Origin of the sequence: Lipingzhangella halophila (assembly GCF_014203805.1) — a bacterium.
Lineage (GTDB): Bacteria > Actinomycetota > Actinomycetes > Streptosporangiales > Streptosporangiaceae > Lipingzhangella > Lipingzhangella halophila.
In genome coordinates this window covers 1,561,909-1,587,348 of the sequence record NZ_JACHJT010000001.1, presented here as the reverse complement: position 1 = coordinate 1,587,348, position 25,440 = coordinate 1,561,909, and the positions used below count along the sequence as shown (strand labels likewise).

At 68.1% G+C, this 25,440-nt stretch carries 30 protein-coding genes and 1 pseudogene; 11 read left to right on the top strand and 20 right to left on the bottom strand.

From position 1 onward, the window contains the following. Positions 1-3 precede the first annotated feature (3 nt). Positions 4-729, bottom strand: a complete 726-nt coding sequence (locus tag F4561_RS07165) for an SDR family NAD(P)-dependent oxidoreductase (protein ID WP_184575978.1) — start codon at positions 727-729, stop codon at positions 4-6. Positions 730-851: 122 nt separating this feature from the next. On the opposite strand from F4561_RS07165, the gene F4561_RS07160 reads away from it, so the two are divergent. Further along, positions 852-1,454, top strand: coding sequence for a TetR/AcrR family transcriptional regulator (locus tag F4561_RS07160; RefSeq protein ID WP_184575976.1), 603 nt, complete (start codon positions 852-854; stop codon positions 1,452-1,454). 113 nt (positions 1,455-1,567) lie between these two features. Here the strand turns inward: F4561_RS07160 and F4561_RS07155 are convergent, their stop codons facing one another. The 4 genes from F4561_RS07155 to F4561_RS07140 are packed head-to-tail and all read right to left on the bottom strand — an operon-like array spanning position 1,568 to position 3,281. Further along, positions 1,568-2,200, bottom strand: a complete 633-nt coding sequence (locus tag F4561_RS07155) for an ISAs1 family transposase (protein ID WP_246437450.1) — start codon at positions 2,198-2,200, stop codon at positions 1,568-1,570. Then, a complete protein-coding gene (locus tag F4561_RS07150; protein WP_184575975.1) occupies positions 2,170-2,520 on the bottom strand; it encodes a hypothetical protein in 351 nt (116 codons plus the stop codon). Before F4561_RS07150 ends, F4561_RS07155 begins: the two co-directional genes overlap by 31 nt. Before the next feature lie 27 nt (positions 2,521-2,547). Further along, entirely contained in the window at positions 2,548-2,832 is a 285-nt protein-coding gene (locus F4561_RS07145; protein ID WP_184575972.1) for a hypothetical protein, read from the bottom strand. After that, positions 2,829-3,281, bottom strand: a complete 453-nt coding sequence (locus tag F4561_RS07140) for a hypothetical protein (RefSeq protein ID WP_184575970.1) — start codon at positions 3,279-3,281, stop codon at positions 2,829-2,831. Before F4561_RS07140 ends, F4561_RS07145 begins: the two co-directional genes overlap by 4 nt. Positions 3,282-3,574: 293 nt before the next feature. Here F4561_RS07140 and F4561_RS07135 point away from each other — a divergent pair, with 293 nt between their 5' ends. The 4 genes from F4561_RS07135 (at position 3,575) to F4561_RS07120 (ending at position 8,047) form a co-directional block, all read left to right on the top strand. Beyond that, on the top strand, positions 3,575-3,829 hold the full coding sequence (locus F4561_RS07135) for a hypothetical protein (protein WP_184575968.1): 255 nt from the start codon (positions 3,575-3,577) through the stop codon (positions 3,827-3,829). Positions 3,830-3,954: 125 nt separating this feature from the next. Then, positions 3,955-4,218, top strand: coding sequence for an Rv1352/Rv1906c domain-containing protein (locus F4561_RS07130; RefSeq protein ID WP_184575966.1), 264 nt, complete (start codon positions 3,955-3,957; stop codon positions 4,216-4,218). A gap of 39 nt (positions 4,219-4,257) precedes the next feature. Beyond that, a complete protein-coding gene (locus tag F4561_RS07125; protein WP_184575963.1) occupies positions 4,258-7,047 on the top strand; it encodes a DUF4365 domain-containing protein in 2,790 nt (929 codons plus the stop codon). A 164-nt stretch (positions 7,048-7,211) separates the two neighbouring features. Further along, a protein-coding gene (locus tag F4561_RS07120) for an IS5 family transposase (protein WP_376773646.1) occupies positions 7,212-8,047 on the top strand; the annotation gives its coding sequence in 2 pieces (ribosomal slippage) (positions 7,212-7,572 and positions 7,572-8,047; 837 coding nt in all). A 3-nt stretch (positions 8,048-8,050) separates the two neighbouring features. Here F4561_RS07120 and F4561_RS07115 read toward each other — a convergent pair. After that, entirely contained in the window at positions 8,051-8,404 is a 354-nt protein-coding gene (locus tag F4561_RS07115) for a MerR family transcriptional regulator (protein ID WP_184575962.1), read from the bottom strand. Between the two features lie 146 nt (positions 8,405-8,550). On the opposite strand from F4561_RS07115, the gene F4561_RS07110 reads away from it, so the two are divergent. Beyond that, the gene (locus F4561_RS07110) at positions 8,551-9,456 is read left to right on the top strand and encodes an NADP-dependent oxidoreductase (protein WP_184575960.1); all 906 of its coding nucleotides are present in this window, start codon (positions 8,551-8,553) and stop codon (positions 9,454-9,456) included. 254 nt (positions 9,457-9,710) lie between these two features. Continuing rightward, the gene (locus F4561_RS07105; protein WP_184575958.1) at positions 9,711-10,493 is read left to right on the top strand and encodes an alpha/beta fold hydrolase; all 783 of its coding nucleotides are present in this window, start codon (positions 9,711-9,713) and stop codon (positions 10,491-10,493) included. Between the two features lie 51 nt (positions 10,494-10,544). Here F4561_RS07105 and F4561_RS07100 read toward each other — a convergent pair. Continuing rightward, a protein-coding gene (locus F4561_RS07100) for an IS5 family transposase (protein WP_184583318.1) occupies positions 10,545-11,341 on the bottom strand; the annotation gives its coding sequence in 2 pieces (ribosomal slippage) (positions 10,545-10,996 and positions 10,996-11,341; 798 coding nt in all). Positions 11,342-11,681: 340 nt separating this feature from the next. Here F4561_RS07100 and F4561_RS07095 point away from each other — a divergent pair. From F4561_RS07095 to F4561_RS34160, 3 genes and pseudogenes are all read left to right on the top strand, one after another. Further along, positions 11,682-12,197, top strand: coding sequence for a hypothetical protein (locus tag F4561_RS07095; RefSeq protein WP_184575955.1), 516 nt, complete (start codon positions 11,682-11,684; stop codon positions 12,195-12,197). A gap of 112 nt (positions 12,198-12,309) precedes the next feature. After that, entirely contained in the window at positions 12,310-13,053 is a 744-nt protein-coding gene (locus tag F4561_RS07090) for a TetR/AcrR family transcriptional regulator (protein ID WP_221445393.1), read from the top strand. Continuing rightward, positions 12,956-13,180 (top strand): annotated as a pseudogene (locus F4561_RS34160) (hypothetical protein); the annotation flags it as partial. The gene F4561_RS07090 and the pseudogene F4561_RS34160, both read left to right, overlap by 98 nt. Here F4561_RS34160 and F4561_RS34155 read toward each other — a convergent pair. Together F4561_RS34155 and F4561_RS07075 are read right to left on the bottom strand one after the other, a co-directional pair. Continuing rightward, positions 13,154-13,330 (bottom strand): hypothetical protein, encoded by a 177-nt coding sequence (locus tag F4561_RS34155; RefSeq protein WP_184584243.1) that lies wholly within the window; start codon positions 13,328-13,330, stop codon positions 13,154-13,156. The pseudogene F4561_RS34160 and the gene F4561_RS34155 sit on opposite strands and share 27 nt — an antisense overlap. A 170-nt stretch (positions 13,331-13,500) precedes the next feature. Continuing rightward, positions 13,501-13,779, bottom strand: coding sequence for a hypothetical protein (locus F4561_RS07075; RefSeq protein WP_184584241.1), 279 nt, complete (start codon positions 13,777-13,779; stop codon positions 13,501-13,503). 181 nt (positions 13,780-13,960) lie between these two features. Here F4561_RS07075 and F4561_RS07070 point away from each other — a divergent pair, with 181 nt between their 5' ends. Continuing rightward, positions 13,961-14,860: a siderophore-interacting protein gene (locus F4561_RS07070; protein WP_184575951.1), complete on the top strand. Its 900-nt coding sequence runs from the start codon at positions 13,961-13,963 to the stop codon at positions 14,858-14,860. 46 nt (positions 14,861-14,906) lie between these two features. On the opposite strand, the gene F4561_RS07065 is transcribed toward F4561_RS07070, so the two are convergent. The 11 genes from F4561_RS07065 to F4561_RS07015 all read right to left on the bottom strand — a co-directional run bounded on the left by F4561_RS07065 (position 14,907) and on the right by F4561_RS07015 (position 25,417). Continuing rightward, complete coding sequence (locus F4561_RS07065) at positions 14,907-15,764, bottom strand: ABC transporter ATP-binding protein (RefSeq protein WP_184575949.1); 858 nt, start codon at positions 15,762-15,764, stop codon at positions 14,907-14,909. Between the two features lie 16 nt (positions 15,765-15,780). Further along, a complete protein-coding gene (locus tag F4561_RS07060) occupies positions 15,781-16,854 on the bottom strand; it encodes a FecCD family ABC transporter permease (protein ID WP_184575947.1) in 1,074 nt (357 codons plus the stop codon). Next, positions 16,854-17,906 carry a FecCD family ABC transporter permease gene (locus F4561_RS07055; protein WP_184575944.1) on the bottom strand — a complete coding sequence of 351 codons (1,053 nt, stop codon included), beginning with the start codon at positions 17,904-17,906 and terminating at the stop codon, positions 16,854-16,856. Before F4561_RS07055 ends, F4561_RS07060 begins: the two co-directional genes overlap by 1 nt. A gap of 22 nt (positions 17,907-17,928) precedes the next feature. Continuing rightward, on the bottom strand, positions 17,929-18,915 hold the full coding sequence (locus tag F4561_RS07050; RefSeq protein WP_184575942.1) for an ABC transporter substrate-binding protein: 987 nt from the start codon (positions 18,913-18,915) through the stop codon (positions 17,929-17,931). A gap of 49 nt (positions 18,916-18,964) precedes the next feature. Continuing rightward, positions 18,965-19,747 carry a helix-turn-helix domain-containing protein gene (locus tag F4561_RS33170; RefSeq protein ID WP_184583316.1) on the bottom strand — a complete coding sequence of 261 codons (783 nt, stop codon included), beginning with the start codon at positions 19,745-19,747 and terminating at the stop codon, positions 18,965-18,967. Positions 19,748-19,828: 81 nt separating this feature from the next. Beyond that, positions 19,829-20,761 carry an alpha/beta hydrolase fold domain-containing protein gene (locus F4561_RS07040; protein ID WP_184575940.1) on the bottom strand — a complete coding sequence of 311 codons (933 nt, stop codon included), beginning with the start codon at positions 20,759-20,761 and terminating at the stop codon, positions 19,829-19,831. Between the two features lie 78 nt (positions 20,762-20,839). Then, entirely contained in the window at positions 20,840-21,421 is a 582-nt protein-coding gene (locus F4561_RS07035; protein ID WP_184575939.1) for a methyltransferase, read from the bottom strand. Further along, entirely contained in the window at positions 21,418-23,313 is a 1,896-nt protein-coding gene (locus F4561_RS07030) for an FAD-dependent monooxygenase (protein WP_184575937.1), read from the bottom strand. Before F4561_RS07030 ends, F4561_RS07035 begins: the two co-directional genes overlap by 4 nt. A 4-nt stretch (positions 23,314-23,317) precedes the next feature. Continuing rightward, entirely contained in the window at positions 23,318-23,962 is a 645-nt protein-coding gene (locus F4561_RS07025) for a VOC family protein (protein ID WP_184575935.1), read from the bottom strand. Positions 23,963-24,126: 164 nt separating this feature from the next. Then, on the bottom strand, positions 24,127-24,324 hold the full coding sequence (locus F4561_RS07020; protein ID WP_184575933.1) for a ferredoxin: 198 nt from the start codon (positions 24,322-24,324) through the stop codon (positions 24,127-24,129). A 13-nt stretch (positions 24,325-24,337) separates the two neighbouring features. Next, on the bottom strand, positions 24,338-25,417 hold the full coding sequence (locus tag F4561_RS07015) for a cytochrome P450 (RefSeq protein ID WP_221445392.1): 1,080 nt from the start codon (positions 25,415-25,417) through the stop codon (positions 24,338-24,340). Positions 25,418-25,440 lie beyond the last annotated feature (23 nt).

Genomic DNA, 25,440 nt, shown 5'->3' with positions numbered 1-25,440 from the left:
TAGCTATGTCAGCGCTGTCAGGTCGAAGGTGCCCGGAGGGCCCGAGAGGCTTGCCTTCGCTTCGGCTCCGAAGCGGTCAAGGATCTCGACCTCTCCTGCCTCGATTCCGTCCAGGGCTAGTCGAACGAGGTAGTCCGGTTCGATCATCGGATCCTCAGGGAGAGTAATTCCGGAAGCCTTCATGGCTTCTTTCAAGGTTTCGCTGGCCACGAGCCCGGGGACGAAAGCAGCCACTAGAGTTCCTTGGTCAGCCAACTCCACCCGCACCCCGTTAGTGAGCCCCCACTGTGCGGATTTGGCGGCGGCGAGGGCGGTGTTGCTCTCGACGGTAGTCCAAGCCACTGCTGACAGGACGTTGAGGATAGCGCCGCCACCATTACTGGCCAGCACGGGGGCAAACGCCCGGATCATGGAAAGTGTGCCGAAGTAGTGCGATTCCATCAGCTGCCGGACTACATTGAGGTCTCCACTGACGAGGCTACCGATGCCCATGTAGGCGCCGTTGTTGATCAGCAGGTCGACGTCGGTGGCGACCTCGGCGGCGGCTTCGATGGACGTCTGGTCGGTGATGTCGACATGGAGCACTTCGGCACCAGGGATATCGACAAGCTCCGGGCGGCGAGCCGTGGCATAGACCTTCACCCCGCGGCGCAGGAGTTCGATGGCGAAGTGGCGGCCCATCCCGCTATTGGTGCCGGTGACGAGGGCTGTGGATCCTTGTAGCTGCATGGGTTCCTTATCCGACCTGGACTTGCGGGCTGCCCTGCGAGGCAGATAATGACCGATCGGTCATCTCAAGCCGACAGTGGATCACAAGATGACCGACTGGTCAACTTGTTAGGATGGTGGTCATGACCCTGCCTGCCCGTTCGCTGCGCTCAGACGCGGCGCGAAACCGAGAACTGCTCCTCGCTGCCGCAGAGGAGGAGTTCAGCAAGCGGGGCATGGACGCCTCGATCGCGGATGTCGCTCGCCGTGCGGGTGTGGCGAAGGGGACCGTCTTTCGACACTTCGCCACGAAGGAGGAACTGGTCGCCGTGGTCGTAGGCGGTCATTTCGTCTCGCTCAGCGCCGTCGCGGGGAAGCTGCTGGAATCCGCTGATCCTACGGGTGCGCTGCTGGAGTTCCTGACTGTGGCGGCAAAACAGTTGCAGCACCAGGATCTTGTGTTCTTGCAGGCGGTCACGGAAGGAGATCCAACAGTGACCGAGTGCCGGAATCAGCTGCATGCGGGGACCAATGCGTTGGTCGACCGTGCCCAGGAAGCCGGTGGAATCCGATCTGACGTCACTGGGCCCGATATCCTTCTGATTCTCTGCGCTCTCGTTCACACCGTCGGGCTCCAGACGGAACAATCGCCAGATTCATTGCAGCGTCACCTCATCATCCTCTTCGACGGGCTGCGGCCCCAGGGTGCTTCTCCATTGCCGGGTCCAGTGCCGGAACGGCTCTGATGACCTGGTGGGGAGTACACCGTGCCCGAGCGCAACCCGGACGGGGAGCTGATCTGCGTGGCCACCACGGTCATGGACCCCCGGGCGGTGAGCAGGGCCCCTCTGTGTTTGTGTTACGTAGTTGATCTTCGGTGTTGTCCGAAGAGCAGGTCATATGCCCGATACGGGTTGGTGTGTTCCCGGCGGGCGTGGTCGGTGTTGGCGTAGCCAGCATGAGCGAATACGCCTTTGAGCAGGTTGTTCAGTGATGCCAGGGCGTGGGGGGCCGATCCGGCGGCGACCTTGCAGGCGTCTTCGCGGAAGGAGACGTCGCGAACGTGGTGGTTCTTGTTCTCCGCTGACCAGTGCCCGCGTGCGTGGGCGGCGAGCTCGGCCGCATCGGCCTGGTGGGGGTGCAGGTCGGTCAGTGCATAGACCGTCTCGCTGGAGTAGCCCTGATCCTCGGCGTTGCTTCGTTTGCGGGTGATGCGCAGTGCCTGGACGGCGCCCGGGAAGGCCGATCCGCGGGGGCAGGCGGCCTTGAGGGTGCGGATCTCACTGCGGCCGTGGGCGTGTTCGCGAAGGCGGTCGCCGGTGGGCACCTGCCTCCAGGGCAGGGCGGCGACCTCGTCGAGCAGGACGGGCCTGTTTCCTTTGACGATGGCGATGTAGTGGCCGCCGCGGGTGAGGACGGCCCGTGCCGCGGCGGCGGTGGTGTGCAGGGCGTCGAAGGTCACTACGGCCCCGGTGATGTCCAGGGTTGCCAGCAGCGGGGCGAAGGCGGTGGTCTCGCCCTTCTTGGTGGCGACCGGCTGCTGGGCGAGGCGCCGTCGCGGTGGTGCACGGCCTGCAGCAGGCGGGTGGGGGTCCGGTGGCGGCGTCTGCTGCCGCGCAGCGCTTTGCCGTCGACGGCGATGGCGCTATGGCGCAGCTCGGGGGCGGGTGTGCGGGGGCGGCGCTGCTCGCGTTCACTGGTCCCCACGGGCGTCGCCGGGCCGAGGGGCTGGGCGCGCCGGTTACTCAGGTGGGCGCAGACGGCTTCGTCCAGGCGGGCGGTATCGATGCCGGCCAGCACGGTGCGGATCACGGCCCCGAAGTTCTCGCGTTATGGCGGTTATGTACTGATCTGCGGTATCCGGTGTAGTTGCAGAGCTTTGTCCGGATCGGTGTGTGCGCGGCGGCCGGAAGCGAGGTTGGCCCACCCCGCAGCAGCAAGGGCCTGGCGGGCGATATCGGCCAGGCACCCCAGCACCACCGGCAACGCCCCGATGCGGGCCCGGCGCGCATCTTCCCTCCAGGTCACGTCCCGGATGTGATGCACGGCCTCGATGGACCAATGCCGGCGCAAGCAGTCCGCGAGCTCGGCGGGCCGCGCCTTGTGGGCCGGCAGGTCGGTCACCGCGAAGACCGTCGTCTTCGTGGTGCGGGCCGTGCCGATGTGGCGGGTGCGGCGCTCGAGGAGCAGTACCTGGGCGGCATGGGGAAGGCGATGCCCAGACCGTCGGCGGCCAGGACCTTCACCCGGCGCCGCTCGAAGCGGTCGCGGTTGCGCTGCCACCCCTCGTCGTGGGCCCAGCCCACCTGCTTCCAGGGCAGGCCCGCCCGGTGCGCGTGCAGCGCCGCCCGGTTGGTCTTGACGTAGAAGAGGTAGTGGGCTCCGCGCCGGTGCAGGTAGGAGGCGTGGGCCTTCACGGTGTGCAGCGCGTCGGCCGTGATCACACGCCCGGCAAGGTCTTCCTCGGCCAGGTGGTCCAGGGCGGCGGTGAACGCCGCGGTCTCGGTGTGCTTGGCCCCGATCGACTGGGCGGTGGTGACCACCGCGTCGCTGTGGCGGGCCAGGTGGAACACCCCGGCGCGGGTGCCCCGGCGCGGGTGCCCTGGCCCCGGCGCAAGCCGCGCATGGCCTTGCCGTCGGCGGCCAGGCACGCCTGGCGCGGCCGGGCCGCGGGAGGGCTGCGTCGGCGGCGGTGCTCGCGTTCGGGCACCCGTCGGGGGTGTGCCCGTTGTTCTGCTCGGGGGCGGGGCCGGTGGGGGCGACGATCGCTTCGGCGTGGGCGGCCCCGGCCGCCGCGAGGGTGTGGGGATCGAGGTCGGCCAGGAGTTCGGCGACGGTGCGTTCGGTGGGCACCGGTACTTTGCCGGTGACGGGGTCGAAGCGCAGGCCCAGCCGCATCAACAGTGCGGGCTCGGCGCGATGGGCCCATTCCACCGCGGCGGTCGCGTTGTCGTGGCCGGTGGCGCTCATCGCGCAGACGACCATGGCCAGGATGGCGGGGCAGCGGGTAGCGGATGCCTTGCGGGCGGCGGGGGTCGGGCACCGTGGAGAGGTGGTCGAGCAGGCCGGTGACGGGGTCTTCTGCGGTATCGGCCGCAGCGCGGGTGCGGGTGCGGGATGATGTGGGGGCGGGCATGGCGCTTTCATGGATCGTGTTGTCGTAGCAACTCCATGGTCCAAGGGCGTCATGCCCGTTTCCTCATGCCGCGATTCGCTCATCCCGGGGCACTCCGGTCGTTCCCTGGCGTGCGGGAACACTCCGGACCTATCGCGAGAACTTCGGGGCCGTGGTTCGGACCTGGGGCATTCCTCGTCGGTGACGAGATCCAGCCGGGCACCTACTACTCCGAAGGCGAGCTCGACGGCTGCTACTGGGAGCGTAGCGACAGCGCCGGCGAGATCATCGACAATGACTTCCTCACCAGCGGCCGCCGCGTTCAGGTCACCATCGCAGCCTCCGACTACAGCTTCAACAGCCGCAGTTGTGGCACTTGGCGCCCGGTCAGTTAAATTAAAGTTCGACCCATCGCGTCACACAAGGGCAGGCTAATGCAGCATGATGCAAACCAAAAAACTGGCCGGATTGGCCAGATCCAAGTGACTCTGGCTTTCACTAAGATCGGGTGGGGAGAACCAAAAGAGATCCCACAAGATATTGGTGACGACCTATTCACCTTTGCGCGCGACCAAAATGGCGAGGATCTCGGATTCCCCGTGATTATGCAGGTGAAAAGCAGTCAGGATAAGTATTCAGAGGCTAGTACTGACACCGCTACGCCGGGGTGGTGGTATTATGAATCCGATACCCGCCATTTCGATCACTGGGTCCGCTTCGGAATCCCGTGTCTGCTGGTGCTGCACGACATCCCCTCGGAAGTCACGTACTGGGCACATGTTTCCGGTGACGCGATCGTCTCCACAGGAAAGGGACGCAAGATATTCGTTCCGAAACAGCAGAAGGTCGACGTTGACAATCTCGACGCACTGATCGATGTCTCCGCGAGTCAGAGGGTCAACGAACTCGAAGGCAGCGTATGGCACGGGCATAAGGTCAAGACCCCGCCGAGCGCGCTCCTGCGTACCGCGCTCATCGCACCAAGGGTGATCGCTCCGAACCCGAATCGCCGTTCAGACGATGTGTGCTTCGAGGAAGCCGTGGCTATGCTGCTCCGCGGGCGCCGCCAAGAGCTTGGGCGCCTCGCGGACAAGGACATCATTCCCCGCTTGGATCGTATGCACGCGGAAAGAGACTGGGGATGGCGCTTCGCAGGCGCGTTGGACGCTCTTCTGAGTAAGGAGGATGCGTCTTCGTTCGGAGCGCTCGACTCATCGGCGCGGCACACCTTCGAACGAGTCGCATGTCGAGTCGTTAGGGCATGCGCCGCCTACCAGAAGCAAGATTTCACCACCGCCACCTCCGCACTCAAGATTCCCGATGACGCGGAGGCAGTGGATGCAAGCTGGATGCACGGACAGCTCGCCCATTTGCATTTGGAACGCGAAGAGAACGAACAAGCCACAGCCCACGCCGTACAGGCACTCGATAAACTCAGCTTTCGATACGGAGATCCGACGGCGGCAGCTATCCGAGGCGGCTGTACAGCGACCCTCTTTGCCCTAACACCCTTCGATCAAGAGGACATCGCAGGACTACTCCAAGCCCAGGACAACGCCGTGGCATGGTGGCGAGCGCTCCAGTTGAGCCAAGAACTGCGGACGGACCTCAAGACGCGATTCGATCACTGGACCGAGGCGGCCCCAGTGACCGCCTGGTCTCCATCAAGTCCTGGGCCACTGCTTTCCCTGGCACGCTGGAATGCAGCGCTCGCCGGCGACTGGGGAGGCTGGCGGGATTGTTCCCGTCTGCTCGCATTGCAGTTCCTCACCACAGACCCGGATGAACGCACAGCCGAGACGGCGATTCACCTTCTAAGGATAACGGGACACAAGAAGGAAATCGGACGCGCCTCCCGCAGGATATGGCGAGGCGGTCCCGTCACACCGCTAAAGAAAGTCGTCACCGAGCTCACACAGCAATCTTGGACTCGTAGGGCCGAAGGGGCCAACCTGCAGCTCTACAGTGAGGCGGGCGATCTTCTCACCGCAGAGGATGCTGCCGCTGCTGTTGCGCAGACCATTGCCCTTGTCGAGCAGCTTGGTGAGAACCGGGCCTTTGCGGGATCCTGGGCCAAGCGGTGGCCTGAGGTCGGCCGAGCCCTCCGCCGACTGCTCATGGCTGCCCCCTCAGAATCCCACGAGCAGGTGGCGAGGTTCGTCGTCGCCCGGCTCCCAGACGAGAATGAGCTTGCCGCAGAGGAACTCGTGGCAACCGCCACACAATTGAACATCAGCGAACTGCGGCCGGATTTGCGCGACGGGCTCTTTGAAGTCGCCTGTGTCCGCTCCGACAACATCCGGCTAGAAGTACTCGAGGTGCTAGCTCTCCACCACGTTCCGGCTGCCGAGCGGATCCGACAAATGGCCGACTCGGGAGACGCTAATGCCGCCCTCAGCGCGTTGGTCACCGACCAAGCTGGAGCCGATGACTGGGATGCCCTGGCAACGTCAGCCCAGGGACAGGTCCAGCATGCCCTTGAGAAGGCCGCTCGCCGTTCTTATGGCTTCGGCGGCAGAGATTCGCTACGCGACCTGGTACTTGCCAGCATGCATACCGGTAATACCGAGCATTGGACCACTATTGTGGAGGCGATCAGTGCGGGCACGATGTCGCTCGACCACATCCAGGACACTGTTTGGTTCCTTGCGCACCGCTTCGAAGAGCTGCCCGACTTCGTCCAGGACCGGATCCGCCACCTCTCCCCGGATCTCCGTGCCGCACCCACCTTCTCCGGCAGCACCGACACGAAGTGCCTCCGCTTCGCCCTGGAGGTGGTTTCTGGAAACCTCAACACCGAAGCGCAAGTCATTGCCCGGTACCAGGAGCTACGCCAGCAGGGCCACGGCAAGGACCTCTGCCATGCACTCGCGCTCTGGCGCAACGACCGGGCGGTGGCTCTACTCATCGCGTTGGGGGTCGATGCCTCGGCAGCTGTTCGTGCCACCGCCTGTTATGCCCTGGTTTCTCGGTTTGTGCGGGACCCGGACAACGTGTCCCTGATCGCCGCCGCAGTGAGCACCGCCGTGGAAAACGACCAAGGATGCCTCCTTCCTCTTCGCGTCGGCTTTGCGCTCGCTGAGCATCCGGATGTGCAACTACTGTCCGCGGTGCGCGACAGACTCGAGGACCACCCTTCAGCTTGGGTACGCGCTGTGGTCGCAGACCCGCGCGGCGACGGGACAACAGACGAGACCGGGGGCAAGCTCGACGGCAACAACTGACGCCTGCACGACACGGTGGCCTCCTTGGCCAGCCAATCCCCGAAGCATCATCGACAGCTGCGGGACTGACAGATCCCGACCATCGCGGGAGATGGCCGGTTACGAACGTGTCTAAGAACTCCTAACGAAATGATCTTCGAGGTGGTTGGATCACTCCAGGACTGATGATCCGGGGGTGCGGGGTGGCGCGGCCGAAACCGTGGGAAGTCGATGACGAGCTGTGGGCGGTGCTCGGGCCGCTGCTGCCCAAGGTGGAGCGTCGGCTTCGGCATCCGGGACGCAAGCGGCATCCGGACCGGCTGGTGTTCCAGGGCATCTTGTTCGTGCTGCACACCGGGATCGCCTGGGAACATCTGCCGCAGGAACTCGGCTTCGGCTCGGGTATGACCTGCTGGCGCCGCCTGGCCGAGTGGACCGGGGCCGGGGTGTGGCCCCGGTTCCACGAGGTCTTGCTGGCCGAGCTGCGCGGCGCGAATGCCCTGGACTTCTCCCGAGCGGCCGTCGACGGCTCGCACATCCGGGCGTTAAAGGGGGAGCCAAGACCGGACGAAGCCCCGTCGACCGGGGCAGAACCAGCAGCAAGCACCATTTGATCACCGACACCACCGGCATCCCGCTCGCCGCCACCCTGACCGGCGGCAACCGCAACGACGTCACCCAACTGATCCCACTCCTTCAAGCCGTGCCGCCGGTGCGGGGCAAGCGCGGCCGGCCCCGACGCCGCCCGGACGTGGTGCTGGCCGACCGCGGCTATGACCACGGCAAGTACCACCGTCTGGTCTGGGACCTCGGCGTGAAGCCGCTGATCGCCCGCCGCGGCACCGAGCACGGCTCCGGCCTCGGCACCCAACGCTGGGTCGTCGAGCGCGCGTTCGCCCACCTGCACTGGTTCCGCCGCCTGCGCATCCGCTGGGAGATACGCGACGACATCCACGAAGCCTTCCTCACCCTCGGATGCGCACTCATCTGCTGGCGACGTCTGAAGTCATTGCGGCAGTAGCCTTCACTCCACGTGAGAGCAGTCGGAATCAGGGTCCCGCGCGATGGCGATCACGTCGTCGAGCAGGTCGGTGATCCGCTGGTCGACGCGGACACGCTCGGCCGCCATCTGGTCCAGGAGTGCCGGGGGCGCTTTTTCTTCACCCGAGTCCACGCACGGCAGCACCTTGCGGACCACTCTGCTCGGGAGGCCCGCGGCATACAGCTGTTGGATCAGCCGGACTCGGCCGACGGCAGTGTCGGGGTAATGCCGCTGGCCGCCGGGGCTGCGGCCCGCCTGGAGCAGACCCTGTTCCTCGTAATAGCGCAGCGCCCGGACGCTCACTCCTGCCTTCTCGGCGACCTCACCGATGCGCACCGGTCCTCCTCTGTCGGGCGGCCCGCCCGACTTGCACCTGACGTCAACGTCAGGTTCTAGCGTAGCGGGCGTCGGCACTCGCCGAACATTCATCCCACTGATCTCACGAACGGCCGGTGCAGGCCGTGTTGGAAAGGCAGAACGTCATGCGCGCAGTCCGTTATCACGAGTACGGCGGTGTAGAGACTCTCATGGTCGAGCAGGTGCCGGAGCCGCGTCCCGGGGCCGGCGAGATCCGCATCCGCGTTGCGGCGGCCGGCGTCAATCCCGTCGACTGGAAGGTGCGTTCCGGTGCGGTGCACGAGGTGCTCCCCGTGGACCTGCCCGCGGTTCCTGGGCGTGATGCCGTCGGCGTGGTCGACGAGACCGGTGAGGGCGTGCAGGGCGTGAGCATCGGCGACCGTGTCTTCGGGCTGGGCGGCGTCACCGGCGCGACGGCGGAGCTGGCCGTGCTCTCGGCCTGGGCCCACGCGCCCGCCGCGTGGACCGACGAGGAGGCCGCCGGCGCCGGTCTGGGATCCGTGACCGCGATGGGCGGGCTGAAGGCGCTCGGTCCCCTGCGGGGGCGCACTCTGCTCATCGAGGGCGCCGCCGGAGGCGTGGGCAGTGCTGCGGTCGAGATCGCGGTGGCTCAGGGCGCCACCGTGATCGGGACGGCCAGCGAGCGCAATCACGAGTTCCTTACCTCTCTCGGAGCCGTTCCCACCACCTACGGCACCGGCCTCGCGGAACGCCTCGCCGCCCTGGCTCCGGACGGTGTCGACATCGCGCTCGACACTGCGGCCTCCGGATCCCTGGCCGATCTCATTGCGATCGTGGGCGACCCTGCCCGCGTGTCGACGATCGCCGACTACGCCAACGCGCAGCGCCTGGGTGTGCATCTGGCCAACGCGGAGAACGACTCCACGCTCCTCGCCGAAGCGGGCGAACTCGGCCGACAAGCCCGCTACACACCGCGCATCGAGCGGACCTACCCGCTCGAACGGATCGCGGAAGCGCACGCATACGCCGAGCGGGGACACACGCGGGGGAAGATCGTGGTCTGTATCTGAGCTTGTCCCACCGTTCAGAGCTGCCCGCGGCTTCGGCCGCGGGCAGCCCGCACCTCCGGATCACCGGTCCTGGAGCGATCCAACCACCTCGGAGATCATTTCGTTAGGAGTTCTTAGAGACCATCTCAATTGGCGCGTCGGCGATGCATCGAGCTGTGGAGAGCGCGCGGGAACCGTAGTTCCCTGCGCGCCCAAGGGCATGACGGCCGCGGGCTAGGCTCATCACCTGACGTGCTGATCATGGGAGTGCTGAGATGCCAGTTGCGGTTGCCGCCGACGGATACAAACTGTGGTACGACGTCGCCGGAGGCGAGAACGTGCCGACCATCGTCTTCCCCGCTCGATTCCGTGCAGAATTCGCAGCCCTGGGAGCTGCGTTGGCCGACCGGTATCGCATCATCCGGTACAAGCCCCGTCGGGTCGTGGGCGAGATGGAGGCCGAGGAGGAGGCGGGCGGCCCATGGGAGCCGTCCATGTGGGCCCATTACCCCCTGGAGATGGAGGTCGCCGACCTGCACACCGTGGCGGATGCCGCTGGAGTGCGTGACTTCGTGCTCGCCGGGTACTCGGGCATGGCCGCGCTGGCGGGCTTTCTGGCGCCGATCAGTGACCGTGCGCGGGGGCTTGTGGTTGGAGGGTTCCCGCTGCTCGCGAGCAGCGACTACTGGCTGGGGTTCGAGGAAGGGGCGCGCACGGCCCTCGTCCAAGCGGGGATGCAGGACAAGGCGGCGGACCATCATCTGGGCCGTCTGCTGTTCCGGGAGTGGGGAAGCCGGGATGACCGCGCCGCTCTGGCCGCCCTGCCGGGGCCGAAGGTTCTTTGGTACGGCAGCCGGGACTGCGAACCGGACTGCCGGATGTACGACTTCGTGGGTGGAGCGGCCATCGCCCGCCACATCCGTGCTCACGCCGACGAGTTGCGTACGGTCGGCTTCGAGCTGATCGAGGTCGACGGACAGGACCACATCGGCGCCCTGGCCACGACGGATGTGATCGCCCCTCAGTTGTCCGCCGTGCTGGACAAGACTGACTGGTAGGTCGGCCCGGTTTCCAGGATCCGGACAGTGGTCCGTGAATCCAGCGGGTTGTCACCTGGCCAGTCGCCGGTAGCAGATGAGGGTCGCGGCGATGCCGGCGAAGGCAAGGAAGTGATCAGCTTTGCGCTCGTAGCGGCGGTGCAGGCGACGGCAGCCGGACAGCCAGGCCATGGTGCGCTCGACCTGCCAGCGGTGTCGTCCCAACCGTTGGGAGGACTCCACGCCCTTGCGGGCCAGGCAATGGAAGATTCCGCGTTCGCGGAGCCATCGGCGCAGGTAGTTGTAGTCGTAACCCTTGTCGCCGTGGAGCTTGACTGGTTTGCGTCGCCTGCGGCCTCGCCTGGACCTGATGGGCGGTACCGCGCGAATCAGCGGTTGCAGGGCTTGGCTGTCGTGCAGGTTCGCACCCGAGATCGCCATGGAAATCGGAAGCCCGATCCGATCAGTGATCAAGTGGATCTTGACACCCTTCTTGCCCCGATCAACAGGATTCGGACCTGTCAGCTCCCCCCTTTGAGAGCACGCATGTTCACCGAGTCAACTGCACACCGCGACCAGTCCAGCTCACCACGGGAGCCGAGTTCGTCTAGGACCAGGCGGTGCAACTTCGCCCACACGCGGACCCGGCTCCACTCGGTGAAACGTCGGTGTGCGGTGGGCCCGGAGGGGCCAAAGACCGGTGGGAGCTGGGCCCAAGTACAGCCGGCGGTCGCCACGAAGATGATCGCGGCCAACACCTCGCGGTCCCCGTGTCTGCGCCGCCCACCACCTTGAGGCCGGGTGGGCGCTTTGGGCACCACCCGCTGAAACAGTTCCCACAGTCCGTCCGGCACCAACCGCTCAACCATCGACACTAGGCCAGGTTATCGAGAATCCAAATGAGATGAGCTCTTAGGGTGCTGGGCTAATCATGGGCCACTCGGCGCGTGATCCCCGGGCTGACGATCGACCACGTCCTCGCGGACGACCGCGTCGCCGTCGACGCCGCGAGCGTGCACCACCTCCCCGGCGCCCGACCACTGGGCTGTCCTCGCTGAGCTGACCCTGCCGCATAGCTCTCGCCGCGACGCGGCCAGTGGACGGGCGTCGAACCTCACGACCTTAAACTTCACGGAGTGTTGACTTTAGAGTCAGGTGACGGGTTGGATAGTTCCTGCCGGTTGGGAGCTCGCCAGGAAGGCCAAGGGCATGGAATGGTCGACCGTTGTCGGATACGGCATTGGTTACGGGTTGGTGCTGAGTGTTCTCTTCAGTGCGGCGGTCTTCACCGGAGCGGCCCTGAGCCGTGACTTCCTGCTGAACGACTATCCCCCCGCGATACAACGGCGCTACGGCAAGCCAAAGAGCGCACGCGGCCAACGGGTCGCGGTGGTGTTCGGTGTCGCCGTCTGGGGTGTATGTGGCGTGCCCCTGATGACCATCGCGATGATCACCCTTCACGCGGCGCTGAGCGACGGTCTCGGATTCCTCTCGGCGACCCTGTGCGCGGCCCTGGTGTTCGCCACCCTGACCCTCTTCGACCTGGTCGTACTCGACTGGATCATCCTTGCCGGACTGCGCCCCCGTCTTCTGGTCCTGCCCGGCACCGAAGGCATGAAAGAATACCGTGACCTGCGTTTTCACGCCCTGGCGGCGATCAGGGGCAGCCCTCTGATCGCCGTCGTCGGTCTCGCCACCGGAGGTATCGCCACACTGTTCGTCTGAGCACGGCACGGACGGACACGCTTGTGGCGGGCGAGGAGTGACCGTGTCGCCGGTCCATCTGGCTTCGGGCTGACCGTGAAAGCCGATAAGCACTACTGGAGTGGGTCTCGACGTGACAACCGAAGGCCACGAGCGACAGCCTCGCCGCCGACCGGCCACACGCAAGGGCCGACCCACACTGACCAGAGAGCTGATCGCCGAACGTGCGCTGGAACTCGCCGGAACCGAGGGGTTCCCCGCGGTAACGATGCGTCGCCTGGCCAGCGAACTCGGTGTCACAGTCCGCGCGCTGTACAACTACGTCGACGATCGCCAGGAAGTCATCGAACTCGCCACCCACGCCTTCACCAGTCGGTGGGAGGCGCCCGCTCTCACCGTCGACCGGTGGGAGACAGGACTGCGCGACTACTGCGGCAGACTCCGCGAACTCTACCGCCGCTACCCGCGCGTCCTGCTGGTCCCTCTCGACGAGAGCGTCGGCCCCGGCGGCGTCCACTCCGCTCGTCTGCGCAACCCCGACAAAGTCCTCGGCCTCCTGCACGACCTGGGTATCGACCCGCAGCGGGCCGCCCTCATCCACGCCGAACTCGGCCTCAAACTCTTCGCCTTCGCACTTCTGGTTGACTACCGCGCCGACCAGGCGACCGGGCCGGCCCGCACGAACGATGCGCTCTCGCTGCCGGAGTCATGGCTCGCCGCCCATGCCAGCCTCGACGTTCCCCACCTCACCGAAGCGCACGCAACCGGCCTTTCGCCGGATGCCATCTTCGCCCACATCATCGACACCCTCCTCGCCGCCATCCGCGCCGAGGTCTCCGTCGGCACAGAGCCCGGGCCCGCTCGGCCGCGGTCGTGACCGTCGGACCGGCAGGGTCACCGCCAGGACATCACATCTGGAGGTGGCACCGGACAGCATGACCGCGGTCGTGGGCCCCTCCGAAGCGGGAAAAAGCACGCTACTCGCGCTCGTGGCGCGCTTCTGGGACGTGGACAGCGGCACGGTACGCCTCGGCGGCGCCGACGTCCGCGATGGGGGCGCGGCGGTCGAGCGCGGCCGGCACGAGGAGCTGCTGGCCGCGAACGGCCGCTACGCCCAACTGCGGGCCGAGCGCGAGCGCGCCAGCAGATGGCACCTCGCCACCACTTCCGAGAGGTGCTGCCCCGAACCCTGTGCCGCCCCGACGCCCGAATGCACGCACTTCCCACTTGTGCAGGAAACCCCGCGCCCGAGGCGCGCCCGCTCATCGGCCGATGGTGGGCCGTCGGTTACCAAGCGACACGGAGGAGATCCCGTGTCCGGCGACTACGAAGAATTCACCGGGCTCATCGAGAGGACGACCTTCCGGACACGGCGCAGGCCTTCGCTCGCGACAGGTCGATGCCGTGGAGCCCGGCGCCACGCTAGGCCAGTGGCAGGGCCACGCGCCCCGTTTCGATGCCCATCCAGCGTCCACTCGCTGGCGGCAAGCCCGGCGAGGAAGTCCACCGCGGGGCCCAGGCCGTCCGGCCGGAACGTCTCCGCCGACGACTCGTCGTACCGCGCCGCGATCCGTTCACCGAGATAGTCGGCAAAGTCGCTCATCGCGGGACCGTACGCAGCGGGATCGGCGCCGCGCCAGCGAGTTTCCGGCTGCGGTCGGAACGCACCAACTCGAATGCGGGACCGCCGCAGCTCCGGACACTCCCGCGGCAGCGGGGTTTCCGCACCCACATATATTAGGTTAGGCTCACCTTGTCTTTTACACAGTTCGAATGGGTGCACCATGACGTCGATCCGTAGTGAGATCCGGCGGGTCAGCCAGCAGGGACAGCTGCTGAGCTGCCGGGTGACGGTCGAGTCGGTGACGGCCGTGTCGGAGGGTTACCTTCGGGTGGCCGTCACCAGCGACGAGCTCGTCGCCTACCGCGACGTGCGGCCCGCTGACGCGTTCAAGCTCCTGCTCCCGCCACAGGGTCAGGGAAGCGTCGACTTCCCCGAACGCGGCGAGGACGGGATCCCGTACTGGCCCGAGGGCACTCGCCAGCCGGTGCTGCGCGCGTTCACCGTGCGGCGCTTCGAACCCGCCCTGCTGCGGGTCGAGTTCGACGTGGCGCGCCACGACGGACTCACCCTTCGCTGGCTCGCGAACGCCGCCGCCGGAGACGTGATCGGCCTCGCGGGGATGCGCCGGGAGTTCCACGCGGGCACGGGCGTGGACCACCATGTGATCATCGGTGACTCCAGCGCGCTGCCCGCGGTGTCGGCGATCGTCGAGTCGCTGTCCCCTGATGTTCCGGCCAGCGTGTACCTCGCGGTCGACCATGACTCGGACCGGGCTCTGCTCCCCGATCGGCCCCATGTCACCACGTTCTGGGTAGCCGGCGGATCCCCGGTGGGTCACGACTCCGCCCTGGAGCGCACCGTCCGGCGGAACTGGCAGGGACGGGGGCGCACCCAGGTATGGCTGGCCGCGGAGGCGAGCGTGATGCGCTCGCTCCGGCGCCTCGTCCTCGACGAGCACGGGGTGTCCCGGGACGATCTGCACTCCGCGGCCTACTGGAAAACCGGGCTGGACAGTACCCAGCTGGACGACGTGCAGCTACGCCGCTACCAGGAGGAGCTCGCGACCGGCGCCGACGCCGCCGATCCCGACCTGCGCGACAGGGTCGAGCTGCGCACCTGACCCGAGCGGCGGCTCGGCTGGCGCGTGACCCGAGCCGCCGCTCGGGTCACGGGCGGGAGTCCGCGCTCGGCAGGGCGGAGTTCGCGAGTGCCGCGCCGGAGTTCTCGCCGTTGTGGTGGCGGCCGATGGGCACGACCATCGGTGTGCCCGAGATCGGGTCGGCCACGATCCGCGACGGCTGCCCGAACACGCGAGCGACGGTCTCCTCGGTGATGACGTCCTCGGGCACCCCCTCGGCGATCACCGCGCCGTCCTTGAGGGCGACCAGGCAGTGGGCGTACCGGCACGCGAGGTTGAGGTCGTGCAGCACCAGGACGATGGTGGTGCCCCGACCCTCGTTGAGGTCGGCGAGGAGATCCAGCACATCGATCTGGTGGCTGACATCGAGGAACGTCGTGGGCTCGTCGAGCAGTAGCAGGTCGGTCTCCTGCGCGAGCGCCATCGCGATCCACACGCGCTGCCGCTGGCCGCCGGACAGCTCGTCGACAGGGCGCGATGCCAGGTCCAGCGTGTCGGTGGCCGTCAGCGCACGCGCGACCGCGTCGTCGTCGGCCGCTGTCCAGGAGCGGATCCATCCCTGGTGCGGGTATCGTCCGCGCCCGACGAGGTCGGCCACGCGGATGCCTTCGGGGACGACCGGCGACTGCGGGAGCAGGCCGAGTCGGGCGGCGACCCGCTTCGCCGGCAGCGAGTGGATGTCCTTCCCGTCCAGGTACACCGCCCCCGAAGTGGGCGCGAGCAGCCGGGCGAGCCCGCGCAGCAGCGTCGACTTGCCGCAGGCGTTCGCGCCTACAATCGCCGTGACCGACCCGGGCCGAATCTCCACCGACAGGTCCTCAACGACCGCACGGGCGCCGTAGGACAGTGACAGCGCGCTCGCGCGCAGGCGGTGCTCGGTGCTCATGAACACGTTCCTCTTCTCATCCCCCGCGCCCGACCCGGTTGGTGGTCGCGAGCAGCCACAGCAGGTACGGGGCACCGATCATCGCGGTGACGACGCCCACGGGGAGCTGGACGGACTCCAGGGCGTGCTGGGCGACGAAGTCCGACGCCAGCACCACAACGGCGCCGACGAACGCGGCCGGCACCAGCGCTACTCCGTTGTTGCCGACCAGCTGGCGTGCGATCGGCCCGGAGAAGAAGGCCACGAACGCCACCGGGCCGGCCGCCGCTGTCGCGACGGCGGCGAGCGCGACCGCCGCGACGAGCAACCCGAGACGACACGCCTGCACGGAGGCCCCGAGAGCGCGTGCCGCGTCGTCCCCCAGCTGGAGCGCCCTGAGCCAGCGCCCGGCGAGCAGCGCGAGCGGGACCAGCACGGCCACAGTCGTGCCCAGAACCCGCACCGTCGGCCACGTGGTGGCGTTGAGGCTGCCGGTCAGCCAGACGAGGGCCTCATACGCGGCGTACACCTCAGCCCGGGTGAGGCTGTACGACACGACGCTGGTCATGACTGCCGCCATCGCGATGCCCACGAGCACTAGGCGGTACCCGGTCACTCCGTCGCGCCAGGCGAGCGTGTAGATCATCGCGGCGGTCGCGAGCGCGCCGGCGAACGCGGCCGCCGAGACCGCGTATCCGCCCAGATCGAGCCACAGGACCGCGACCACCGCGGCCGCGCTTGCGCCGGCGGAGATGCCGATGATGTCGGGGCTGGCCAGTGGGTTGCGCAGGAGGGTCTGGAAGATCGCGCCGGAGATCCCGAAGGCGGATCCGACCATGATCCCGACGAGCGCGCGCGGGAGCCGCAGCTGGTTGATGATGAAGCCGGATCCGCCGTTCCCTGTTCCCAGCAGTGTGCGCATGACATCGGGAAGGGGCACCACGACCTCGCCGAACGACAGCGTGAGGCAGAACAACGTGGCGCACACCCCGGCCAGACCGAGCGTCACCAGCACGACGCGGGCGGCGCGCCGGCGGCGGGCGCGGGCCACCACGGCGCGCGGTGACCGGTCGCCGCCCCGCGCGGGGCGGTCGAGCGTCCGGGGCGCCATCACAGCCTCGCCAACCGGTACCGGCGGATGAGCAGGATGAAGAACGGCGCCCCGATTAGGGAGGTCACGATGCCCACCTGGAGCTCACCGGGTCGGGCGACCACCCGGCCCAGGATGTCCGACACGAGGAGCAGAGTGGGGGCGATCAGCATCGAGTACGGCAGAATCCAGCGGTAGTCCGGGCCGGTGACCAGCCGGGCGAGGTGCGGGACGACCAGGCCGACGAACCAGATCGGCCCGGCCGTCGCTGTCGCGGCGCCGCATAGGACCACGGCGATCGCCCCGCAGGCCAGGCGGACGCGCCCGACCCGCTGGCCCAGGCCGCGGGCGGCGTCGTCGCCCAGCGCCAGTGCGTCCAGCAGCCGCCCGGTACACAGGGCGAGTACGGCGGCCACCGCGATGAACGGCGCGACCTGCGCCACCAGCTCCATACGCCGCCCGGTGAGGGAACCCACGGTCCAGAAGCGGTGCTGGTCGAACGTGGCCGCGTCCATCAGCAGGACAGCCGTGGTGACCGCGGTCAGCGCGGCGTTGACGGCCGCACCGGCGAGCGCGATCTTCACGGGGGTCGCACCCTCGCGGCCGAGCGCGGCGATCGCGTACACCACGACACCCACGGCGGCGGCCCCGGCGAACGCGAACCAGATGTACCCGGTGACCGCGGTGATGCTGAGGAAGCCGACCGCGCACACGACCGCGAACGCCGCACCAGCGTTGAACCCGAGCAGCCCGGGGTCGGCGAGCGGGTTGCGCGTGACCCCCTGCATCAGGGCTCCCGCTAGGCCCAGCGCCGCTCCAGCGAGGAGGCCGGCGGCCGTGCGCGGGATCCGCAGGTTCGCGACTACCTCGTGGTCACTGCTGGTGGGATCGAAGCGCAGGACGGCGTCGATGACGACCTCCGCCCCGATCCATCGCCCGCCCACGAGGACGCTGAGCGCCGACACCGCCGCCAGCGCGCCCGCCAGCCCGAGGAGGCCCAGGACGAGCCTCCTGCGCGGTGCCGGCACCTCGGAGGACGCACGGGCCGGCGGGCGCAGCGCGGTAGGGCTCATTCGACGCCCTCTCGCCGCCCGGTCACGGCTCCTCGCCCGCCGCGGTCTCCAGGTGCGGCCGCAGCTCGCCGAGCACGTACGGGATAGAGAGAGGAGACGGCGTGTTCAGCCCGGCGGTGACCGGGTACTCCTGGATGGCCACGGTGCCGGGAAGCTCCTCGAAGCCGGGTATGTCGGCGAGGTCGTTCTCGTCACCGCCGTTGACGTAGAAGACCAAGAAGTCCGCCTCCAGGAGGTCGGCACGTTCCGTGCTGACGTTGACCCTGGTCTCGCCCGACTCCTCCCCCTCGCTCACGACCTCGGGCAGCAGCGCCATGCCCAACTGCTGGAAGAAGAGGCTCGAACCGTCCTCCTCATCGGAGACGATGTACATCGAGTCGCCCACGACGTACTGGGCCAGCGCGAACGTCTGGTCCTGCAGGCCGGGCAGGTCGTCCGCAGCGGCCCTCACCTCGCCCTCGACTGACTCGGTGACCTCCTCTGCGGTGTCGGGGGCGTCGAGGAGATCACCCGCGATTCCCATGAGATCCTGCCACGGTGTGACCTCATGTCCGACAGGTGTCGCGATCGTCGGCGCCATCTCGGAGAGCAGCGTGTAGGTGTCCTCGTCGGTGATCGAGTACATGCCGAGGATGAGGTCGGGATCGAGCTCGGCGATCTTTTCCAGCGGCAGCCCGTCCTCGGCCGAGAGCTGCTCGGCATCGTCGGAGAGCTCCTGCCAGGGTGCGCCCGACTCCGGCATCAAGGGGTCGACCGTGTAGCCCACTGGCTCGACATCCATCGCGAGCATAACGTCGGTCCACTGCATGTCGACGGTGACGATCCGCTCCGGGACCGTGCTGACCTCGGTCTCGCCGAAGGCGTGTTCGACGGTGACCGGCGATTCGAGCGCGGCGCCTCCTCCGCTTCCGGACTCCTCGCCCGAGCCGCCGCAGGCGGCGGCTCCCAGGAGCGCGACGGTGGCCACGAGGGCGAGAGCAGGCGAGGTCCAGCACTTCCGAGTTTTCATGAGGGTAGGCTACCCTAATCGAAATTCTTCAGATGCCCACCCCACCCCCTCATCCCGACTTTGCACCAGCGATAACAGGGCCGCCACGGGCGGTGGCAGCATCCGGTGCACCACGAATCCCTGATCCCGGGATCCGGGCCGGCCGACAGTCAACGACGCCTGCACCAAACTCAGGGCGCAACATCCGCAGGATTCTTAGCCGGGTGCAGTCGTCGATCGCAGTGAACTGGTAGTAGGTGGCGCGCCGCTGTGACGTGGGCGTCGGCGCGCTGCCCGCAGGGGCGGGCGCGGGGGTGAGGGCGGCATCGTCGGCCGTGCCTATGGGGTGGAGGAGCTTGACGTCGATCTGGACTCGGTTGCCAGGCAGTTGCTTTTCGTAGCGTTGGTAGTGCTGTGAGGCCGACAGTCGGTTGATGCCCAGGCGTTTGAGGATGCGATAGATCGCCGAGGCAGCGATGTCGTGGTAGCGCACCAGGTACATGCGGATCTTCAGCGGATCGAAGTCGTAGTGCTGGCAGAGACCGACGATCTTGTTGACGATGTCGGTGTGGGTGGCGTTGGGGCTGTGGTGAGGGCGGCTGGAACGATCGCGCAGGCCGTCGATCCCTTCGTCTTGGCAGCGGCGCAGCCAGCGGTAGAAGCAGGTGCGGCTGATGCCGTAGTAGCGGCTGGTCTGGGCGACGTTCCCGGTGATCTCTTCGGCGTAGCGCAGGACCGCTAGACGGTGGCGCGCCTGCCTACCGAGCCGGAGCGGATCCTGGCGTGCCTGGCCGCACCGACGCCCCGGATCGTCGCCCTGCCCGTGGCGGAGAAGGGGGACGGAGCCAACCAGGGCGGCACCTCCCTCCGGGTGAGCGAGGAAATCCGCGCCGGCTGCGGACGGCCGCTCTGGAGCGGAATGCGCGGGTCCAGGTCAGGGATCCGGTGTCGGCGGCCGGACAGCCTGATCGATCCGGTGGGCGATCAACGCGTAGGTCCGGCGGGCCTTCTCGGTGTCGCGCATGTCGTAGGCGTGGTCGGCCCCTGCCACGTCGTGGTGCTGCACCAGCGCGCCGACCTGGCCGAGCCGCTGGGCGTAGCGCTCGCCGTCGGCGCGGAGCCGGTCGTATTCGCATGTCAGGAGCAGGGCTGGGGCGATTCCGGTGAGGTCGTCGGTGTCACCCGGGTGGGCGGGTGAGACCAGGCGGTCGGCGCGCACGGCCGGATCCGGCACGTAGGCGTTGTCGAAGATCTCGCCCATCCACGGCCGGAGCATTGGCCTGGCGATGGCCGCGCGCTTCTCTTTGGCCGGCGTCACCAGGTCCAGCGGCGCATAGTGCAGCACCTGCAGGGCGATTTCTGGTCCGCCCTGTTCCAGGGCTTGGCGTGCCACTGCCGCCGCGAGCCCGCCGCCCGCGCTCTGGCCGCCCACCGTCAGCCGGGCGCCGTCCCAGCCCTGTCGCGCGCCGTGCTCGGCGACCCATCGGATGACCTCGAAGGCCTGGCGGGGCGGTTCGGGGAACCGGTGCTGCGGCGCTACGGCGTAGTCGACGTTGACGACCACCACACCGGCCTCGGCGGCCATGTAGCGGCACAGCGGGTCGTCGAGGCCGATCCCGCGCATGACGTAGCCGCCGCCGTGGAAGTTGACGTGTACCGGCGGGGTCGGATCCGGGCCGCAGGGACGGTAGACGACCGCGCGTGCCGGAGCGATCGACGTCGGGACCGTGATTTCCCGCGTAGTCCCCGCGAACTTCGGGAACACCGGCCCCCTGCGCCGAGCGGCCACGCTCAAGGCGCCCGCCGCCAGAGCCTGCATCGTCCGCGCCGCGGCCGCCGCGACCCACGGAGTACCCAGAACCGACATGCCCATTCTCCCTCGACACCGTCGCCGCACCCGGACCGCCTCGATACCACGATGGGCCCCGCCGACGTGGTCCCTGCCCTAGGACGGCCGTGCTTCGATGATGCTGAACCCGGTGGACGGCGGCAACGGCACTGTCCGGGTGAGGGTGAAGCCGCTGTCGGCGCACAGGTGGCGAAACTCCTCGAGCGTGCGCTCGCGACCGCCGACGTTGACCAGCATGTTCAGATCGCTGAGGTAGAGGCCAGGCGAGCCATCCGCCGTGGTGATTTCGGCCAGGACCGGTTCGATGATCAACAGGCGTCCCCGATCCGGGATCGCGGCACGGATGTGCGAGAGGACCACGCCCGCGCGCTCGTCGTCCCAGTCATGGACAACGCTCTTGAGCAGGTAGTAGTCGGCTCCGGTAGCCACGCCCCGGAAGAAGTCGCCGGTGCTGAGGGCGCAGCGGTCGGCGACACCGGCCTCGTCGAGGCGGGCTGGCGCCTGCGCCAGCCCTTCGGCGGTGTCGAACAGGATCCCGCGCGTACCCGGGTTGGCGCACAGGATCGCGGCGATCAGCGTGCCGTCCCCGCCGCCGGGCACCAGCTGCACACCGTGGACTACCGGCGCCCAGAGGAGTTCGCCGATCGGCAGGTGTGGCCTGGGGGCCTGCGTGGTCATGGTCCTCGGTCCTCGTGGTGTGTGCGGCGGGCGGTCGTGGAGACGGTGTTATGCGCGGCCGGCTTCCCGGACAACCGGTCGGTCTGCGGCGTGTAGTGCAGGAACCGCAGCCAGGTGCGGCGCACGGTGTCCATCAAGTCGCCGACGGCGTCTGATGCCGGGCGGGCGGATCGCCACAGGACGTGACCGTCAGGGCGGACCGCGACAGCACCGCTGGTCCCCACGTCGAACAGGTCGATCAGACGTGGCTGCGTCTCAGCGGTGTGGGCGCGCAACGGGACGACGGCGGTGACCACGGCGTTTCCCGGTGTCGAGGCGAGCAGGGCCTGCCAAGCGTCGGCGTCGGGGGTGAATACGGTGAGTCCTGCCGGAGACAGCAGGTCGTGCACGTTCCGCTGCCGGTCGCCAACATCGAGCACCGCATGCGGGACACGGGCGCCGGGCCGGGTCGTGGGCCGGTAGTCGATGACGTCGCCGGTACGCGCCGGGAGGTCCGCGGGTGTCGCTGGGGGGTCGTCCGCGATCAGAGGACCGCCGTAGCGGTATCCGAATTCCAAGCCGGTCGAGACGAAATGCTCGAGCTGGCCCGGGATCGCCTCCGCCATGCGCGCGCGGGTCCGGGTCGCCCGGCGTCCGTTTCCGATCGCCGAGGCGGCTCGTGCGGTGCCGGCGCGGGTGAGCAGTTCTCCGACGCGGCCCAGCAGCCGGTTTGGCATCCATCGCAGCGGCGGGCGGTCGAACACGGCGGTCACGGCCTGCACAGACCGGTTGGTCACACCGATCGGGCGGGTGACGTCGTCGAGCCGGAAGTGGTTGGCCACGCTCTGGGCGGCGAAGCGTCCGACGACGGGGCGCCGCTCGGTCTCGTAGGTGTCGAGCAAGCACGCCCTGGCACGCCCGCTGACGAGCGCGGCCAGTTTCCAGGCGAGGTTGTGGGCGTCCTGGACGCCGCTGTTGAGGCCGTAGCCTCCGGTGTGGGGGAAGCAGTGGGCGGCGTCGCCGGCGAGCAACACGTTGCCTGCGCGGAAGGTACCGGCGGTCTGTGAGGTCATCGTCCAGGTGCCGGTGGAGCGGATGGTCCAGTCGACGTCGCGGCCCAGGACCTGGGGTAGCAGGCGGCGCCAGTAGCGGTCGCTGTCGCGGGCGATCTGCTGGCCGCGGTGCAGGTAGGCGGTCATGAGCACGTAGTGGTTCTCGGCGTGTGCGAGGAGGACGCCGCTGAATCGCGGCTGGTAGATCCAGGTCAGCAGCGGCCGGTCGTGGGGTGGGTGCAGTCCGGGAGCGTGGAAGAAGACACTGCCCATTTTGGCCAGGACCGGGCCGTGCATGGGGATGCCAAGCCCGTTGCGCACCGTGCTGTGGGCGCCGTCGGCCGCTACGAGGTGGCGCGTCGTGATCTGCTCGCCGGTGGTGAGCTGCAGGGTCGGAGTGCCGTGCGGATCGGCGATCGAGACGACGCCGCTGGCGGTGCGGAAGTCGACCAGCGGTTCGCGCTCCAGTGCGCGCCACAACAGGGGCATCAGCTGGTGCTGGCCGACGTGGGAGACGAGGTAGGGGCTGTGACTGCGCACGCGAGCGAGTTGGTCGGGGTCGGAGAGCAGGTCGATCTCGCCAAGTGGGGGGTCGGACAGGCGCGTGGACCAGCGGATTACGTTGACGGTGTCGACGGGTGGCACGATCGCGCTGAGGTCGTCCACCAACTGCGGCGACGCCTGTGCCCAGATCTCGAACGACCGTCCGTTGAGCACGTGTGCCGCCGGGTGGAGCAGGGGCTGCTCACGCCGTTCCAGCAGGACTGTCGCAATGTTGTGGCGGGCGAGCAGCAAGGCCAGCGTCGCGCCTGCGGCTCCGGCGCCCACGATCGCCACAGCCGGGTTCGGTCGGTTCTTCATCGCGCTAGAGGGTCCGGAAGGTGATGGCGCGTGTGTTGGCGCGTGGCCGGGTGCCTGGGCGGGTGCCCGCTCCTGGCGCGAGGAGGTCGCCCGCGGGTGCCCCGGAGCGCAGCCGTTCGAGTAGATAGCTGGGGTCGATGTCGGTGCCGATCGGGTTGTGCTCGAACTCGGGGCGGGCGAAGAAGTCGGCGGTTTCTGCTGGTGTGGGGAAGTTCTCGACCTGGAACTCCAGTCGCGTGCCGTCGGGATCCTCGTAGTACAGCGACGTGGTGGGGCCGTGATTGATCGCCCACACCGGTTGGATGCCCACGCGCCGCAGCCGTTCGTGGTTCAGTAGCAGCCGTTCGAGCGAGTCGTAGGTCAACGCCAGGTGATCGATTCCGTAGATCTTGCGGCGAAACCGGGCCAGCGGGAACAGCAACCGCAGGAGCCCCGGCACCTTCACCAGCGCGAGACGGTGACTTTCGTGGTCCCAGGTCAGGAATGCGATGCGGTTGTCCTCGTGCACCACGCGGGCACCGAAAACCTCGCCATACCAGTCGATCATCTCCTTCGGCCGCGCCGTCTTGATCACCCAGTGCGCCAGGGTGTCGGGCACAAGCGGCTCGCTCGTCGGTGGTGCCAGGGGGCTTCTTTCGTCGGCACCCATGGTGGGGATGCCTTCCTTGCTGGTGGGGCGGGCGGGATTATGCGCCGTGTGGCTCGGCGCCGAGAATGGTGATCGCGCCGGTGGAGCCCAGAGTGGGCAGTTGGCGGGCTGCGGTGCGGTACCGGCGAGTGGTTCGCCGGTGATCAGCACTGGCGCCGGGGTGGTTATGGGAGTACCCGCAGCGCTGCCACGGGGCACGAGGTGGCGGCCCCTCGCGCCGATTCCGCCTGCTCGGCGGGCACCTCGGTCCCCTCGAATCGGTAGTTGAGTTCGGCGTCGTGGTTCAGGCTGAACACGGCGGGGGCCTGCTCGGCGCACAGTCCGTGGCCTTCGCAACGGTCGTAGTCGCCAGAGATCTTCATTGAACCGTTCCTCTCAGGCCGGGAAGAGTTCGAGCGGCAGCCGCTCGAAGCGGTGAATGATGTTGTTGAGCGCGCGCTCCGGCGTGCCGGTGATTTCGATCCGGTCCACGCGCTCGACCAGGGTGCGCAGCATCGTCGACATTTCCAGCCGGGCGAGTCCCTGACCCGCGCAGCCGTGGGTGCCGTGCCCGAAGCCGAGCTGGCGGGCGGCACCACGGCGGATGTCGAAGGTGTCCGGCTCGTCCCACGCGCGTGGGTCACGGTTCGCGGAGGCGTAGAGGACCAGAAGGCGTGCGCCTTTCGGGATCGCCGTGCCGGCGACCTCGCTGTCGCGAGCCGCCGTGCGCGCGAAGGCTCGCAGGGGTGATGCGTAGCGGACAACCTCGTTGACCGCGTTCGGAATGAGGCCGGGGTCCTCTTTGAGTAGTCGCCACTGATCGGGATGCTGCGCGAACAAGTACAGGGCGTTGGATATCGCACTGATCGTGGTGTCCAGCGACGGCGCCAGGTAGTCGATCATCAAGGTCGCGCATTCGGTGGGCGGGATGGCGCCGTCCCCGGCGGCGCGGAGGATGTCATCACCCATGCTGCCCGCAATGACGGTCTGCTTGCGGACGACGCGATGAGCGAAACGCACCATGCCCAGGGCTGCGGGAAGCGTCTTCACCGATTGCCGGTTAATCGGGCCCAAGGCGTCGAACGCCGCACCGGCCCAGCGCAGCAGGTGCTCGCGTCCGTGTTCGGGCCAGCCGACGAGGTCGGGGACGACCGACATCGGCAGCGCCGTGGCCATCTCCACCCCGTCCACGGCCCGCCGCGGGAGGGCGGCGTCGACGACCTCGGCGGCCCGCCGTTCGACACTGTCGCTCATGGCACGCAGCGCCCGCGGAGTGAGCCGGTGCGCGACCTGCGCGCGGCGGCGTGCGTGATCGTCGCCGTCGCTGAAGAGCGTGGTGCCGCGGCCTGTCCGGTTGGCGATGCGGTTGAGCGCGACACCCTCACCAGAAATGAAAGTGGTGTCGTCCAGCAGGACGGCCTTGCACTCGGCGTAGCGCGGCAGAGCGTAAACCTTGTGCTTGCGCAGCCACACCACGGGACCGAGTTCGCGTAGCGCGG